This window comes from Shewanella sp. AC34-MNA-CIBAN-0136 (genome assembly GCF_040309945.1).
Taxonomy (GTDB): Bacteria; Pseudomonadota; Gammaproteobacteria; order Enterobacterales; family Shewanellaceae; genus Shewanella.
In genome coordinates, this window is record NZ_JBEOPJ010000005.1 from 175670 (window position 1) to 192119 (window position 16450).

The following is a 16450-nucleotide window of genomic DNA, read 5'->3' on the forward strand; positions in this document are numbered from 1 at the left end:
AGTAATCAACTACAGATTAATCTTCCGTTTTTATTCCAGATAACTTGAAGAAACCATTCCTTGCTTCACCATCTTGGATTAATTCTTGTAACAACTCAGGCAAACTGAGATCACTCCAACGTATAACTTGTTCAATGGCATAAGACATAGGCGAATGTGGTTCGGTACGTCTAAAAAAGTCCGCTATCGTTTCAAGATTATTAATGGCTTGTGCTCTCGAGTTAAGCTGCCCATCAACACCTGATGACGTTGTGCTGTGGTCATTAGGGTCGCTGTGTTGCTCTTTTTCGTTATGTTGTTCTTGTTCAAGGTTTGCTTTGTTTTTTGCAATAATGGGAGCCGTGATAGCGCTGATTTGTAGCGCACATGCTTCTAATGCCTTGCGAATGTAACTGGTAGGCTGTGGCTCACCGCTCATGGCAGCATCCATGGCAGCAGATAGTTTGCTAAAAGCAGCGATGGCATCTTGAACATCACGGTCTAATTCAATAAAGAAACTGTCAGAGGTTTCTCTTATGCTATGTTCGACATCTTCAAGTGACACTGAACCTGAATCAAAACGTTTTTCTTGTTTGTCTTTATCTAAACGACTGGTGTCTAAAGCTTGCTCATATTGCCAAGTAGAATAAATGACGCCACCATCAGTGATCGGAATCGTTCTGATTGGATGAATTAAAGAACCTTCGCTTTCGATACCGTTTAAACCAATAAGCGGCGCAATGCGCTCTGCCAAATCATTTGGTTCAGGTGTTGGGTAAATAGTGTCCCAATAGCGCTCAACGAGCTCTGTAGCTAGAGTGAAACCAAAACAAAGTCCTTTAAAACCATATAACCTGCAAGCTGCCTCTATAAACCAAGCTACATATTCAATATCTTTTGATTGTTGTTTTAAGATACCCGGAACTTGTTCGAAAATCGGTCGCCATTCAGCTGCAACGGACAATACATCTTCTTCGTCAGTTAGTGCTTTACGCTCTCTAGAACGTGCAATATTTCGCACATCTTTAAGTAGATAATAAGTTGATGTCGGACTTATATCTTCACGAGGATCAACTCCTGACTCCGCATCAATGGTAATGGGAAGAATTAATTCATCAATTGTTAAATTCTTTAGCTTACTCAATCTAATTCAATCCCTGAATAAAAACGATTAATTTATAATAATAAAAGTATAGAACTTCAAAAACAATACTTATTGCCCTTTAATAGAAGCAAAATACAATATAATGCCAATAACTAATTACAATGGATAATCACAAAAAAAACAAACACACCCCATGTGATTACACCCAATATAATTACATTTTAAATAATGTTACAGCACATCTAAATACAACATTTATAATTAATGGCTATCGACAATTAAACTCATCAAACAAAAACACTTATATGAGTTTAATTCATCAAAACATTAACCAAATATTGGAATTGTTTTATCACTATCATCAATGATATTTATTTTTTTAGGTGTATTTTTAACAAGAATGCAGGTGACATTATCTCGTGCATTCCTGACTAAAGAGGCATGGAGTAGTGCCATACCGGAATCAATGATGTTGCCAGACTTTATTGTTCGTTCAATTTCAACATCATTTAATTCTTTATTTAAACCATCGCTACAAAGTAAAAAGACATCACCCTCTTTCATATTATCGGTGCGATAATCTATGTCTAATTGTGAGTCAACACCGACAGCCCGAGTGATTACATTCGCTAATGGATGAGATTCAGCCTCTTCAGGTAGAAGTAACCCTTCATCAATCATGTCATTAACTTGACTGTGGTCTTTAGTGACTTGCTTCATTTGTTGATCTCGTAACAAGTAAATTCGACTATCGCCTACCCATAACAAGTGATAGTTATCTTGGTATAACCACAAAACAACGACAGTACTGCCAGCTACCTTCCCATCAAATTCATGCTCACTCATTTGTTGCAAAAAACGATTGCTCGCAATAAGCGACTGTTTTAAAACATCTAATGTAATAGTCTCTGGTTGTAAATGTTCAACGGCCTGCTGGATGCCATCAATCACTAATTGACTTGCGACATCTCCTGCTGCATGTCCACCCATACCATCTGCAACCACCCAAATACCTAAATGTGGTAATTCAAGATATGCATCCTCGTTGATTGCTCTTACGGTGCCTCGATGAGTTAATGCATGACTTAAGTGCATGATGTTTGTTCCTTAATGAGCTCTGCAGTATTCCAACCACGCTGTTGCCATTGGCCATTTAACATAGAAATAAATTGACTGATCTGTGGTAAACCTTCAGTAATAATCGTGCATGGTTCAACATCGTCAGAGCCCTCTGTCCACCAAATGCTGTAACGATCAAAGCGTTTTCTGTATTGCTGGTCCAGTAATAAAAGTACATCAGGAGAATTGTCGCCTTGAAATACCCACGCTTTCTTGTTGCGATCCAACGATTCGCTCTCGAGTAGCTTGTCGTTATTGGCGGCAACCGTTAAAGTCTCTTTTGTAATGGCATCGAACCATTTACTAAGAACAGTATCATCTTCAAGCACTTGTAATATATTCTGTTCAAAAACCTCAACCCACTGATTGTCTTTCCAACCTCTTAAAGCCGATTGATTATGTAATCCGGCTAATGTGAATGGATAATGGCGACCAACATGGTCAACACTTGGTATGACGGTCCCGACAACAGCTTGGTCGCAACACACACCGGCAGATAACGAAAAATGCCATATGGGACTCGTCAGATAATAATCCAACCAATTGTGTTCGGTTTGTTCTTTACTCACCGCAATAACAGCTTGTAACCAGTCATTCCAATTTTTAAGAAAATCAACATTTAAGTTCTGCTGAATAAAATCCCCTTTTGAGGGGACTTTGCCACAGTAACCTACTGATGTTAAAGATTCGCAGGACATCTAAACTTCTCCATATTTGCCATCCAAAATGGATTGTTAACACTGTTTGCGGTCAATTTCAGTACAGCATTGTAGCCTTTGAGATTGATGAGTAACTTGCCATCTTTTTTAGTTTGTGGACGCTTTTTACTTAATTCATCTAATAATTTGAAGAATGACCATTCACCTTCATATTTCTTATTGATAGAGCGCCCGCCGTTAGGAGGTGAAAATGCAATTCGTGTTTCGTTATTTGCCCCAGGGCCAGGCCAGGTAAATAACTCTTTGCGAGTAGGACCGTGTCGATACTTCAGCTGTTGGCTATCTATTTCGAATAAAAACATACTCACACTTCTATCTAATAATTCCGGTTCTAATGAAAAGTTAACAATAGGCTGCTTAGATCCCGGTTCGAAAAATGCTTCTTTAATAATTTCTGCGCGTTGATACATTTCTAAAATGTCATTACGAATGCCGATATTACGCTTAAAACGCCAAGGTTTTTTGCTGGTATCGACATGTGAAGCGAGGTATTGATCCCAAAATTTATCTAAGGTGCCGCCATAACCAAAAAACTTACTGAAGTCTTTTAGTCTGACATCTTCTGACGATTTTCGGTCAAATGGGTAACGCCCTGCGATCGCTCGATTGAATTCAGCCAACACTTGCGAACGCCAAATACCATTGAAACGCTGACTTTGATTGGATTTAGCAAACGAGCGAGTACGATAAGCCACTTCACTTAACCAATTTTTTACTGGATAAGGTAGATCCATCAATTGCTCAGATAAACTAGAACCTAGTTGAGCAAAGCTTTCTTCTGTGGCTTGATTAACAACGTTACCTTGTCCTTCTGACTGCATTGATAATTTATTGTAGTTTCGATTAAGAGCCCGCAACGTCGTTTGAATTTTATCAATGTCAGCAGGATTTATTTTGAGCAATTCTGCAAAAGCAAATTCCACATCTTTGCCCGGCAAATCAATATCTAACTCTATTGCTGTATCGGGTAACAGCCTATTTAATCGTGCTTTTTTAGACCGAAATGCAACATCAGAAATATTACCGGCCACTTCCGCCGCGGCCTTTAAATTATTTGAATCGGCAGGAAGCTTAGTTAAATTCACATTTTTCTGCACTGCGGTAATAATGGTTTTGATCGGTTGATCTGGGCTCGCAAGCGCTGCAGTAACACTCTCAGCTTCCTCACGTGTTGAATATGGTTTGATAGCAAGGTCGCTTAAGAAATCTTCCCAATAGAAAATATAATCACGAATGTATCTGTTTTCTAACTCTTGGGTAATCTGCGCTTTCGCTTGTTCGTCTAAATCAACTAACTCATCACCATAAACCCAACTGTCTGCGGTTAGGTTTTTTATTATCTTATTCTTTTCTATACTAAAAATGCCATGAAAACCATTAAAAGTATAAAGACCAGGAATACCTTGATTAAATTGGCGACCACTGATGAACACCAGACCATCTAAACTGTCTACACTCAGAATATCAACCAGTTTAAAATCTGGGATACTGCTGTTTGAAAAATCACTTTTTAAACGCTGATATGCGCGCTCAACCAGAGGTAACATGGTCAAATTAATCCGGGCACTATCCACTGTCATACTGTCATATTGATGACCTCTAATCCCTAAAGACAGTAATGTATCTATATGCTTATTTAACTCCTTTCTAACCTCACTATTGACATCACCAACCAGATTTCTATCGATATAAGCCGAGAACCAGACTTGCACATCACTTTTGTCAAAATGCTCGGGAAAATACAACATTAAGTATGTTTTCAATGTCTCGTAGAGGTAGTTAAGGTGCCCACCATTAGCGTCCATTTCTGCACTTAGCACACCTTGTAGGTAAGGCATTAAATGTGTTTCTAAAGCACGGTGATAAGCCGCTGTAGCAGGTTGTTTAAGCTTATCTCCTTGATACAAACCAAAGGTATATGCATCCTCAGGCTTGTCAGTACCAAAACCAACAGGGAGATCACGAATTAATGTTAAGCCTTTGGTTAATGTAATGACATCAGACTTAGCATTTAACCCACCACTGGTAACCGTTTTATATGCTGTGACACCTTGATAGGTATCATCAATCAATTGTCTATTCCAATCATAACTTTGCCACCAAACATAACTCGCAAACAAAGTGACACCTGCAGCAATGCCTACTGATATTTTTCGTAAAAGTTTATTATGGTTTGTATGCTTGCGATTGGTCGATGCTAAATTTTTCTCTGGAAAAATAACATCTTCTAATAGGCGTTTAATAAAGTAGCTGCGTTGCTTATTGGCGGCGAAGGTTTTAGTTTTACTCTTAATGCCACTGGATAAGTGACTAGAAAGATGATCAATTGGCGTACCTTCTTGAGTTGCGCTGGTTAAATAAACACCACGCAATAGCGGTGCTTCTTCGTATGCATTAGGCGCGAAGATCTCTTTCAGAAAATCATCGGCTGAGCTCTGTAATAATCGGAGTTGCTTTGGAAACTCATAAATGGCCGCACGACGCTCTAGGTCGCGTTCGTTTTTTAGGCGGCTATTTAATCTTGCATTTAAATTTAATAATAAATCATGAAATTCTTTATTAAATGAACTGACAATATCAGTGTCTTCTGTATCTGCATTGAGCGGGAAGGTAATACCCCAAATTTGTTCACAATCTTCTTTGGTTAAATCATCAAAAAATTCATTAAACCCGGCAACTAAATCTGATTTCGAAAATAAAACATATACCGGAAAAGTCATACCCAGTTGATTTTGCAGTTCTTGTAAACGCTGCTTAATTGCGCGTGCATGTAAATTTCTCTCTGTCTTGGTTTGGTTTAACAAATCAGACATGCCCATGCTGATTATCACCCCATTAATAGGACGAACTGGGCGGTATTTTTTCAATAAACCCAGAAAACCTTGCCATGCCCGAGAGTCTTGTTTTACATGACTATCTTGAGTCGTATAACGACCCGCCGTATCAATTAATACTGCCTTATTGGTAAACCACCAATCACAATGTCTTGTGCCACCAACACCTTCAATCATATCTACACCCATTTTTTCTTTTAATGGGTATTCAAGACCTGAATGCTGAATCGCTGTGGTTTTTCCACTTCCAGGTGGACCAATCATGATGTACCAAGGTAATTCGTAAATACTTTTATTTTTAGTTAACTTGGTATTTTTAAGAATATCTAACGCTTGGGTCATTTTATTTTGTAAAACAGTGATTTCACTTTTTGCTAAGTCATCACTGGCCACAGAGCTACCCTCTTCACCATTTATTAAGCTATCAACCATTTTCTCGCTTTGTTTTTTATTCTTGAGTTGTCGAGAAAAGTGAATGGCACCAAAAATAATAACAATAACCAGTAGTAAGATAATCCGTGTGGCTGCTGATGCTAACGGTTCATACCCCGCTATAGCCACTAAAGGGCCACCAAACCAAATAAGTAAAGCCAAACATAAAAAACCTATTATGGTAATTGTCCATTTAGACTTAAGTGTGTCGACAATTCCTTTGCCAATTGATTTTAAAGACATTGATGCGATTCCTTTGTGTCACACTAAAACAATAAGTCGATTTCGATTCGACGATTTAACGCGCGGTTCTGTTCACTGTCGTTCACCACACGGGGCTCAGACTCACCACGACCTTCGGGCCACAAGCGGCCACTTAGCGATGCGTTATTAGCGAGAACGTTCGCAATCGACGTTGCTCTTGCTAATGAAAGATGCCAATTTGATGGGTATTTAGACGTAAAGATTGGCTCATCATCGGTATGACCGGTGATCAATATTTTGCCATTTGTGCTCTCTAGCGTCAGAGCAATTTTAGCTAAAATAGCTTCAAAATCTGAACGAGGTTGAGTGTTACCAGAAGCAAACAGTTCAGTCGCCCCAATGCGGATCCTCACACGATCACTTAATTGTTCTACTTCGAGTAGATTCTTGCCAATTTCAGTTTGTAAAAGTTGTTGCAGTAATAATGCTTCATCACGACTAATTTGTTGTTGCGCATCAATGGTTTTCTCCCAAGGCACAATCGAGGTCAATTCTTTATAAGCCTCTGATGAGTAATTGTTGATGCTATAACTAAAACCCATATAGATAAATAAAATAACCACCCCAAATAATGCCCCGATAACCCATAAAGGAAATGGCTGCTGGAAGGTTAGATTAGGGACAATATTCTGTCGCCATCCTGGTGATAATTCTCGATGGAAATCGCCTTTGCAAGATTGAATGGCTAAATACGTTTTTTCACGTAATGCTTCTAGTTTTTGATCGCCTTGAGGCTCAACTCTCATTTTGCCAACAAAACCAAGAGTTAAACATAAATACATCAACTCAAGTAAATTACACTTTTCAGAAGGATGACGAAGTGAGGCGTCAAGCAAGGTATAGAAATATTCGCCACCCAAGGTTTCATTGTGAAAAGTAGAAAGTAAACTGTCAGACGCCCAATAGCTTTGCTCTCCCCAAGGCGTATTGAGGACCACCTCATCTATAAAGCAACACAAGCAATATCGAGCAGACTTAATGTCATCTGACGCTAAATTTGCATTACGTAATTGTTGCTCATAATTCTTGATGAGTTCGACACAATGCACCCGTAGAGTATTGACATCATCATGCTCGGTACTATTTCGTAACTGAGTACAAATAGATAAAAGCGTACCCGCAAAATCAACGATTGGGTTTTGCGATAAGCTTAGTTGCGATCGGTTGTCTCGATTATCGGCACGATGATCTTGGATCAAGGTTTTCTGACTATCATCATCGACCTTTGTTTTATTGCCAGCCATACCCGACCCTTTCCCTGGGCGAGGTTTAACGATGGTTTTATCGTTCACAAAATTATCCTTAATGTTTTGGCGTTAAATACTCACGGCCCAAAGTTCAATTTGTAACTCTGGATATGCTCCAGAAATATGCATTGCTACACCGCCACTTGATTTAAGCTTTATCCAATGGCTATTGTTTTTATCTAATTGAAAATAGTGATAACCCGCATGGTATGGCACCTGTCTTGGCGCGACTGGGAGGTTGGATATTCCAATACCGGGTAATTGGTTATTAACCAGTTCACGAATGGTTTCAACTGACCCTATTTTAATTTGTGAAGGTAGGCGTTGACGAAGCTCATCATGCGGAACATTTGCTTTAACAGCGAGAATAAATTCAGCATTATCAAGCATACTTTTGTCTGCAATCGTCGAGAAATACACACCAAATTTGGTCTTCTCTAGGATCAGCTCTGTGGCACTTTGTTCCAATACACTACTTAAGCCATGATTAACAATTACCATAGTGTTACTAAACACATAGGTTAAATTATCATGTTGATAGACAGGAAATTTTGGCGGTCGCTTGTTGGGACTACTGAACGTTGAAAGCTCACCAGAAAAACTAATGAGTGTGCGAAATAGCAATTCTGGATGAATATGACTAACAACCCCATAATGTTCAAAAATAGGTTGATACTTATTCAAAAGTTGTAACATTAAAAAGTCTGCTATCGAACTGGAAGTCCCTTGGGATTGACTTAAGCGACCCGCAATGGCTTCTGCACGCTGATTAATCATGCCAGTGACTTCAGTTGTCATATTCATTAAGGTTTTAATGTGTTCAATGCCTATACATGCCGGAATAAACTTTTTATCTAATCGAATCACGCCCTCTTCAGACACATCAATAACCCGAGCGATCGCAATTGAGACATAGCCTGAGCGATCTTCAGTTTGTAACTTTAACCGACAATCTAATTTGGCAACTTGCAGCACTTCCATAGCATCAGAGCCAACACTTGTGTCAACAATGTTGTGATCTTCATAGCTGTAGCGAGTAATTTGATTTTGTTCAGAAGATGAAATATTCATCCCATTGCTTTTCGCAACGGGAAGAACAAGATAAACAAGCTGATCCAATGTACCTGCTGGGACAGTAATAGCCGTTGGTAACGGACTCTGCTCAGGAAGACAAGCCAAGGTGTTATCAGGAAAAACACAATCGATGCGGTCTAATCCAAATTGCCCCAGTGGAAGTAGGCCATAATTGACTTCATAGCTCACAACCCCCCAAGCAAGTGGATTGTTATTCTTGGCAGTTCGCGCTTGTTGATGTTGCAAAAAACGTTCTTGCTGCTGCATATGTTGTGGACGAAGAAACATGCCCTCTGTCCATGCTATTGGGCTAAAATCGCTCATAATTTCCCTATTTATTCACAACAATTATTTTTCAGAGTTATACACAGCTATTTTTTCGATGTTGATAACGACATCATCATAACCAGTAGGATCGACAGTGACGACTGAACGCCAACGAGATGAATCAATATCTCTGTATGCGACAATAACACCAACAAATCGGGTGTTTTGTCCCAGTGTCATGGCATATTCACGCGTTTCTGATGGCTGTAATTCCAACTCATCTTTACGAATAAGATCTGGACCAAGTACACTTTCAGCTGACTCATCAAGGGTAAAAAAATCTTGAGTATCAAAGATAGTTCTTGATGATAATTCAAATATTTTCACCACCACTGGTGATGGCCGATCGTTAATGTCAGGATTGATGTCTGCACTGGCATTAAAGGTAAGATCTGTCGATGGCGGGACGACAGCATTAATCGTTTTACAGCCAGAATTAAGTAATAAAAAGCTCACTAATACAATTTGATATAGACCTAACTTCAATTTCATTTATTAGCCCTTAATAATTTATAATGTTTTAATTTTATTGTCGTATGCTTTAACAAAATCATCTGATAATGCGGCAGCACTGTCTTGCATAAATTCTGTTTTTAAATTGGAATGTAAGCTTTTATATACTTTCCATTGGCGCATCTGTTTCTGTCCCGGCACTAACATGTCTGTAAGCGACTGGTTTTGGCTTTTGGCTTCAATAAATTCAGGATCTAATTGATTTAGCAATCCACGGATAGCGCCTAATGTGCCTGCAGTTAACGCAGTATCATGCTTTCGACCGTCATTAAAAGCTTCGGTAATCGCTTGTTGAGATGACAAGAAACTCGCACTTTTCCTTAAAAATAAATTTTGAAATACATCATCAATATTGGCCGAAAATTTCAATGGATTATTTTCACGCTGCTGGAATGTTGTTTGATTGATTCTAAACTCAGTTTTCAGCTTTGAACGTTGACGTAGTGATTCCATCAGGCCAGTCAACATAAACTGCATACTTTGGCCCAGTTCAAACATCAACTCTTCAGTTAGCACATTGACATAATCTTGTTCATTGACTCCCATACCCTGAAAAAACGCTTTGCTTAATGCAGATGAAGGGCTTACCTGTGTACTAACGGGTACTTTGGTATTTGGTGCCTCGGGGGCCACTTTTTTCACCTCCGCTTTTACCGTTTCAGGCACTTTTATAGGGTTAACTGGAGCTTTAGCAACCAGAAGCTCGGGCTCTTGTGGAACAACAGATCGGATATCAGTTTTTGCGTGAGCTTGAAAATGTTGTCCAAAAATATCTTTATCCCATTCTTCTGGAATTGCTACTGGTGGTTGAAAATGGTCTTGTAAATCAGCATTCATCTGCGAGAGACCTGCTGATTGTTGTCGAGATTGGTTCAGTAACATAGCAGAATCAAATCCTGCTAAATCAGATTCAAACCCAGTATCAAGCATTGATGAGGAAGAAGCTGGAATGAGTTTATTTTGCTGCAAAGTAGCAACATGTGGGGCGTCATGTATCTCTTGTTGAGGTTGACTATTAGAGGCCACATGTAACATTTGTAACTTCGCACTGATCTCATAATCACCAAAAGTAAACAGATCATCGTGTTCAATTTTATGCTCACGATTGGTGCCTAACGCTTCGACTGCGCGATTGACATATAATCCGTTGGTTGATAAATCCTCAATGAAAAAATCATCACTGCGCTTGGTGATCCGAGCATGAGTACCAGAAACCACTTTTTCTGGATCAGGCATATGCCAATCACATACATCAGAGCGCCCTAACGTTAAGGTTTCTGTGACATCTTTTGTTATGACCTGCTCAGGGGATAACCTGTGATAACTCACAATCTCTAGCAATAATTCCATTTCTATTACATCTTCCTTCATCAACTTGTTGACTAGCCATCATACCCATTGCGTTATAAGCGTTGAACACCATTTAGACGTTCATACATTTCATTCCCTCTGGCAAATAACTCTCTGGCTGTTTTCAGATATTGCTTATCAAGATACACATTTGCTTGGCGTAAAAAAGAGGCGGCTAAACGTTTATCAAGCGTTAGCAGGGGCTCAAAATCATCGGGTAAATTCGTGGCGAGCCCCCTAACTTCTTTATCAAACTCGTGTAGATCTTTTGGGTTATCTATTGCATCTAACCTCACGGTTAATTGATTAAATGTATCTCGATAATAAACTTCAGCAGCTTCGTATGGATAAACGACCGTTTTACCTTTTGCCGTTAAATCGTGATAGTCATTTAAGCCTTTAACAGCCACTTTCAATTCGGCGCCATATGTAATTAATGACTTAGCCTGCGGATAGTTTGAAAATATATTTTCGCCAGTTGTAATGAGTGCACTTATTTGATTAATATCATGTTTCTTTAAGGCGTTATCAAATGAGCTTGCATAGAGGGCATATTCTTCATTAGATGCGGTATAAACATATCCAGGCTCGACAAATGTTAACCCTTCAACAATGGCTTGAATATTATTACTTCCCTGTTCATTGTAACGGGCTTGAGATAATAACAGGCTCAATCGTTCAGACAGTGCATCTACAACTGATTGTTTACTTCTCTCTGCTTGGTTTTTTATTTGTAGCAAACGAACTGAATCAGGATAAAAACGTTCTATTTCATTAATAATTTGTGCTATTTTTTCATAATTTTGATACAGACCATTATCGCTTTTCGGTAAGGAAGCTATACGTTGTTCCACAATATCCAACACTTCAGATTGATGTGTCTTTAACAAACCATTCTTAATCAGCTTTTTATCTTCTGGAATATCTTCTATTTGGGCTAATAATGCTGAAGCAGGAATAAATTCAAAGGCTTGAACTTCGCTTTTGGCCTTATTTGTCAGCGCGACTTTATTTTGTAAGTCGTCTAATTGAATCTGGTAATATTGTTGAATTTGAAACCCACTGATCACAAGTACAGCACCTGCCGCAATAGCGGTGAGTAGTGGCCAACTTTTACTGTGGAACTTATTGATAATTAGCTCGATGGAAGGCGCACGTTGTACTTTTTTAAGCGCGAGACCTTTTTTCAACATAGGCCATAATCGTGAACTGATATTTTTTGGTTTAATCAACTTATTGTTGGTGATATCAACTTCATTTGCAGCTACACGGTTATAAGGATGTTTACTTGTTAGTAGCTCATAGCTAATACACGAAAAAGCAAAAATATCGTCTGCCGCGCAGGCATCTTCTCCAGATAACTGCTCAAAACTAGCATAAGCTGGGGTATAACCCGTTAAAGGAGAGTCTTGGTCGACTTCGGCAAATGCGTATCGGTCCTCTCTTTGCTGTAAGTTTTTCGCAACGCCAAAATCAAAAACTTTAATGTTCCCTTGGCGAGTGAGGAAGATATTCGATGGCTTTAAGTCTGTATGGACAATGCCTTGTTGATGAGCATACGATAATGCTGAAGCAATCTGATCAATGATTCTCATTGATCCTTTGAAGTTGATACCTAATGGTTTTGAACGTTTGATCACTTGGTCTAATGATTCACCATCTAACCACTCCATCACCATAAAGTGAAAGCCATCATCAGTATCTACATCATAAACTCTGATGATATTCGGATGAGATAGTTTTTGAGTTTGTACTGACTCTTTGATAAGGACTTGTTGAGCTTCTGGTATATCTGATATCTGAGATAATAATACTTTAATCGCAACAAAAGGTTCTGTTACGTTTAATGACTCCAAATAGAGATCTTTGGCACGGTATATATCACTCATACCGCCATGACCAATTTTCGACTCAATCAAATAGCGATTTTTGAAACACTTCCCAATCAAGTTAACTTTATTATTATTTCCAGAATGTTCAAATCCTGCCACAACTGTTTTATCTTCAGCAAAGTGATTTGGTGCTTTACTCTTATCCATAAGTACAGGTTAATCCCTTAATATTATCCTAAAGTATGTAAACTATCTTCCTAGTGAATCAAAATTACCCCAATATGTTGCAGCAAGAAAATGTAAAAAACAACATTTAAAAACTTGCTTAATAACTTTTAAATAAATTCATTAAAATAAACCACCCATTAGTATGTATTAAAATCTAAAAACATTAAAAAGTATGTTTTTAATATGAAAATAAACATCTAATTAACTAAAAAACAGTTTTTCTATTGACCCAATAAAACATTATCGGTAATTTACGATTTCTTTTTAATGGACCACATTTTTAAAGGATTAAACAAATATGAAACGCGTCAATCTTTCATTACCTGTTATTGCGTTATTAACACTTGCGGGTTGTCAATCAGCACCTGTCGTTGTATCTGAACCAATCAAAACATTTTCTATTTCTCCAGAGTGTATTGAATATACATTACAAACAGATAATGAAATGATTATTGGGTTCACACCTGTGTATTTCGAAGTTAATAGTGATAAGTCATACAGTAAGCTTGATACTCACATGTCTTGCGTTGCGACTTACCTCGCCAATAATTCTGATAAAGAACTAAATGTTCAGGGCTTTACAGATGACAAAGGCACAGTTAAATACAATAAAGCGTTGGCACAACGTCGTGCTGATGGTTTAGTGGAGTTTTTAATCTCTTTGGGCACATCTAACGACCAATTAATTTCGACTACTAAAGTCATTGAAGATAACGGTGTAAAATTAACCAGTTCTGAGCGTTCTAAGACTCGTCGGGTTAACTTTTCCATTACGAATAAATCTTCATAAAAAATGAATTAAAGTATTAATAAAATACTGTAATTCAAGTGTATTTATTATATTTATCATTGAATCTCAGCTTATTACAAAGCTGAGATTCAATAATTTATCAACAAACCCTCAGTTATATCGCACCTTATTCCATCTAAAAAACCTGCTTACTTATATTATTGTCAATATCTGGACTAAACATGGATTCTCTAAATTTATTTGGAAATTTTAGACACACGACAGAGCCCATACTGAAGATAATTGTGCTGCGTTAACGCGCATCACAGATAAAACGACTTCTAAAAAATGATAGTATAAAAATGATTAACCGAACAACGTGACTCATCGATTAATCACTGCTCATTGAAAATAGATACTTGAGCATAGTCAATTGAACATAGCCCACAGTAAGGTTAGCGTTCAACATCCTTACTGAGTCTTAATCGAATGAATAACATTATCAATAATAGTAAACCAAACTGAATATCAATAGTCCCGCCACTGTAATTATTGCTATGTTCCACCTTGGCAATTTTTTCCTCTTTAACTCTCACTTTAAAACGAGCTAACTCATCGTCTAAGTTTTTAGTCATATCAGTAACTGCCAGGTCAAAACCTTGCATCGATTTTTCAGCTAATGTTTCGTCAATACCAATAGCGGTTGTGCGCTTTTCGAGCTTACTGATCCCTGGTGCTCTAAAGAGCATTTTCCTACTTTTAATGTCAAACACTGCAGTATCGACAAAGGTTTGTACGGTATTTTCATTGCCCGGAATCACATACATACCCACGATGGTCCAATACAATAACGCGGCATTATTCTCTACAGACTGAGTCACTTGATCGTAAGACACCAACGCCATTACATCGACATCATATAAACGCCCAACTTGTTCTAATGTGTTAAAACCATCACCACCAGCAAGATAAGTACTCGGAATGACTTCAATGCGGTCAATATAATCATATTGAACAAAAGCCGCTTTCACTTTTTCAAGTAATTCGTATTGATCTTTACTATGCACAGCCTCTTTTTGAAAGCCTGTTGACGGTACAAAGGCAATACCGACTTTTACCGGTAATGTGAGCAATGGAACTTCGGCGCTATGTACTGCACGGGCTTCTTTATTAGGATACAAAAAGTCCATCAGACTGCTCGAAACAGACTGTTTCCCCGACTGCTGGCTCACCAACATACTGCATGAAGACAATAAAAAAACTGATGCCATCATGCCCAACCATGTTGTTGTTTTCATTTACGCTTCCTTTTAAATTATTTTCCATTTATTGATATCAATGAATCTGTTTATTTCTACAACACGAAAATACATAAATAACCAATCACACCAAATGTTAATTATTTTCACTACATTAACATTGTCAATTTCGCTAACCCTTAACCAAAAATACTATAAACCTTTGTTATTTATACACTATAAAAAGTGGCACAGTTAGTGCTTTGATGTATTTAATTAACATTAGTTACAAATGATAACGTGACGTTAACTCGCTTAAGAATAACAATAAGTACATTAGCGTCATTTAATTCAAAAAATATAACACTAGCAGGTACCCCATGGATAGGTTCATCAGCATGAAGAAAATGGCAATTCCTTTACTTTGTATTGCAGTATTGAGTGGTTGCAGCGGCGAAGAAGAGCAAGCAAAAAAAGATGAAAAATTTGCTATTCCGGTTGAAACAGCACTGGTCACCACAGGCAATGTATCCTCTTTTTACAGCACCACCGCCACACTTGAAGCACCTGAAGAGTCTCATGTGATGAGCCGCATTGCTGGGATAATCGAAAAGATTAACGTTGAAGAAGGCGATCGGGTTACCAAAGGGCAAATACTTGCGGTAATTGATGCCAAGCGTCAACGTTATGATTTCAATCGTTCAGAAGCCGAAGTGCAGATTATTCAGCAAGAGTTAAATCGTTTAAATAAAATGAACAACAAAGAGTTTATTAGCCAGGATCAAATGGCCAAGCTCGAGTTCAACCTACAAGCTGCTAAAGCACAGCGCGACTTAGCAGAGCTACAAGTTAAAGAAAGCCAAATCACCTCACCCATTAATGGTGTCGTTGCTTCACGCTATGTTAAAACAGGCAATATGGCAAAAGAGTTCCAAGAGTTATTTTATGTTGTTAATCAAGACCAACTTCACGGCATATTACACTTACCAGAACAACAACTTGCTAGTTTACGGGTTGGTCAACAAGCCAGTATTATTCAACAACACCAAGGTACAGCGGCCAATATTATCGATGCAAAAGTGCTGCGCATTAGTCCGATAGTGGATGCTCAAAGCGGTACGTTTAAAGTGACGTTAGCCGTGCCAAATCAAGATGCAACATTAAAAGCGGGTATGTTTACTCGGGTTGAACTTAAATACGACACCCACCTTGATGTACTTACCGTGCCTTATAACGCATTAATCAACCAAGACAACACTCAAGCTTTGTATGTGATAAAAGACACCAAGGCACAACGACGTGAAGTCACCTTGGGATATCGTGAAAATAACACGGTTGAAATTTTATCGGGTGTTGAAGATGGCGAACAAATTGTCATCAGGGGCCAACAAAACCTCAAAGATCAATCATTAGTGGAAATTATTACCCCACTTAGCTTCGCAGCTATTCGATAACGGAG

12 protein-coding genes are annotated in these 16450 nt (G+C 38.3%); 2 read left to right on the forward strand and 10 right to left on the reverse strand.

Features of this window, described 5'->3' with window-relative positions:
* Positions 1 to 16: 16 nt before the first annotated feature.
* The 9 genes from tssA to AAEY94_RS06925 all read right to left on the reverse strand — a co-directional run bounded on the left by tssA (position 17) and on the right by AAEY94_RS06925 (position 13002).
* A complete protein-coding gene (gene tssA, locus AAEY94_RS06885) occupies positions 17 to 1123 on the reverse strand; it encodes a type VI secretion system protein TssA (RefSeq protein WP_101086873.1) in 1107 nt (368 codons plus the stop codon).
* A gap of 288 nt (positions 1124 to 1411) precedes the next feature.
* Positions 1412 to 2179, reverse strand: a complete 768-nt coding sequence (locus tag AAEY94_RS06890) for a PP2C family protein-serine/threonine phosphatase (protein ID WP_350978111.1) — start codon at positions 2177 to 2179, stop codon at positions 1412 to 1414.
* A complete protein-coding gene (gene tagF, locus AAEY94_RS06895; protein ID WP_182744354.1) occupies positions 2170 to 2901 on the reverse strand; it encodes a type VI secretion system-associated protein TagF in 732 nt (243 codons plus the stop codon). Before tagF ends, AAEY94_RS06890 begins: the two co-directional genes overlap by 10 nt.
* A complete protein-coding gene (tssM, locus tag AAEY94_RS06900) occupies positions 2883 to 6431 on the reverse strand; it encodes a type VI secretion system membrane subunit TssM (protein WP_182744353.1) in 3549 nt (1182 codons plus the stop codon). The genes tagF and tssM overlap by 19 nt, the downstream gene beginning before the upstream one ends.
* Positions 6432 to 6454: 23 nt before the next feature.
* Entirely contained in the window at positions 6455 to 7744 is a 1290-nt protein-coding gene (tssL, locus tag AAEY94_RS06905; protein WP_101086869.1) for a type VI secretion system protein TssL, long form, read from the reverse strand.
* 24 nt (positions 7745 to 7768) lie between these two features.
* Positions 7769 to 9097 carry a type VI secretion system baseplate subunit TssK gene (gene tssK, locus AAEY94_RS06910; RefSeq protein WP_101086868.1) on the reverse strand — a complete coding sequence of 443 codons (1329 nt, stop codon included), beginning with the start codon at positions 9095 to 9097 and terminating at the stop codon, positions 7769 to 7771.
* 24 nt (positions 9098 to 9121) lie between these two features.
* The gene (tssJ, locus tag AAEY94_RS06915) at positions 9122 to 9592 is read right to left on the reverse strand and encodes a type VI secretion system lipoprotein TssJ (protein ID WP_182744352.1); all 471 of its coding nucleotides are present in this window, start codon (positions 9590 to 9592) and stop codon (positions 9122 to 9124) included.
* Between the two features lie 18 nt (positions 9593 to 9610).
* Positions 9611 to 10963, reverse strand: a complete 1353-nt coding sequence (tagH, locus tag AAEY94_RS06920; protein ID WP_350978115.1) for a type VI secretion system-associated FHA domain protein TagH — start codon at positions 10961 to 10963, stop codon at positions 9611 to 9613.
* Between the two features lie 53 nt (positions 10964 to 11016).
* Positions 11017 to 13002, reverse strand: a complete 1986-nt coding sequence (locus AAEY94_RS06925) for a serine/threonine-protein kinase (protein ID WP_350978117.1) — start codon at positions 13000 to 13002, stop codon at positions 11017 to 11019.
* A 319-nt stretch (positions 13003 to 13321) separates the two neighbouring features.
* Between AAEY94_RS06925 and AAEY94_RS06930 the strand changes: the two genes are divergently transcribed.
* Positions 13322 to 13813, forward strand: a complete 492-nt coding sequence (locus tag AAEY94_RS06930) for an OmpA family protein (RefSeq protein WP_011637833.1) — start codon at positions 13322 to 13324, stop codon at positions 13811 to 13813.
* A gap of 395 nt (positions 13814 to 14208) precedes the next feature.
* Here AAEY94_RS06930 and rhlP read toward each other — a convergent pair whose 3' ends face one another.
* Positions 14209 to 15051: a rhombotarget lipoprotein gene (gene rhlP, locus AAEY94_RS06935; protein ID WP_182744349.1), complete on the reverse strand. Its 843-nt coding sequence runs from the start codon at positions 15049 to 15051 to the stop codon at positions 14209 to 14211.
* 320 nt (positions 15052 to 15371) lie between these two features.
* Here rhlP and AAEY94_RS06940 point away from each other — a divergent pair, with 320 nt between their 5' ends.
* Positions 15372 to 16445 (forward strand): efflux RND transporter periplasmic adaptor subunit, encoded by a 1074-nt coding sequence (locus AAEY94_RS06940; protein ID WP_350978119.1) that lies wholly within the window; start codon positions 15372 to 15374, stop codon positions 16443 to 16445.
* The last annotated feature ends 5 nt before the right edge of the window (positions 16446 to 16450 follow it).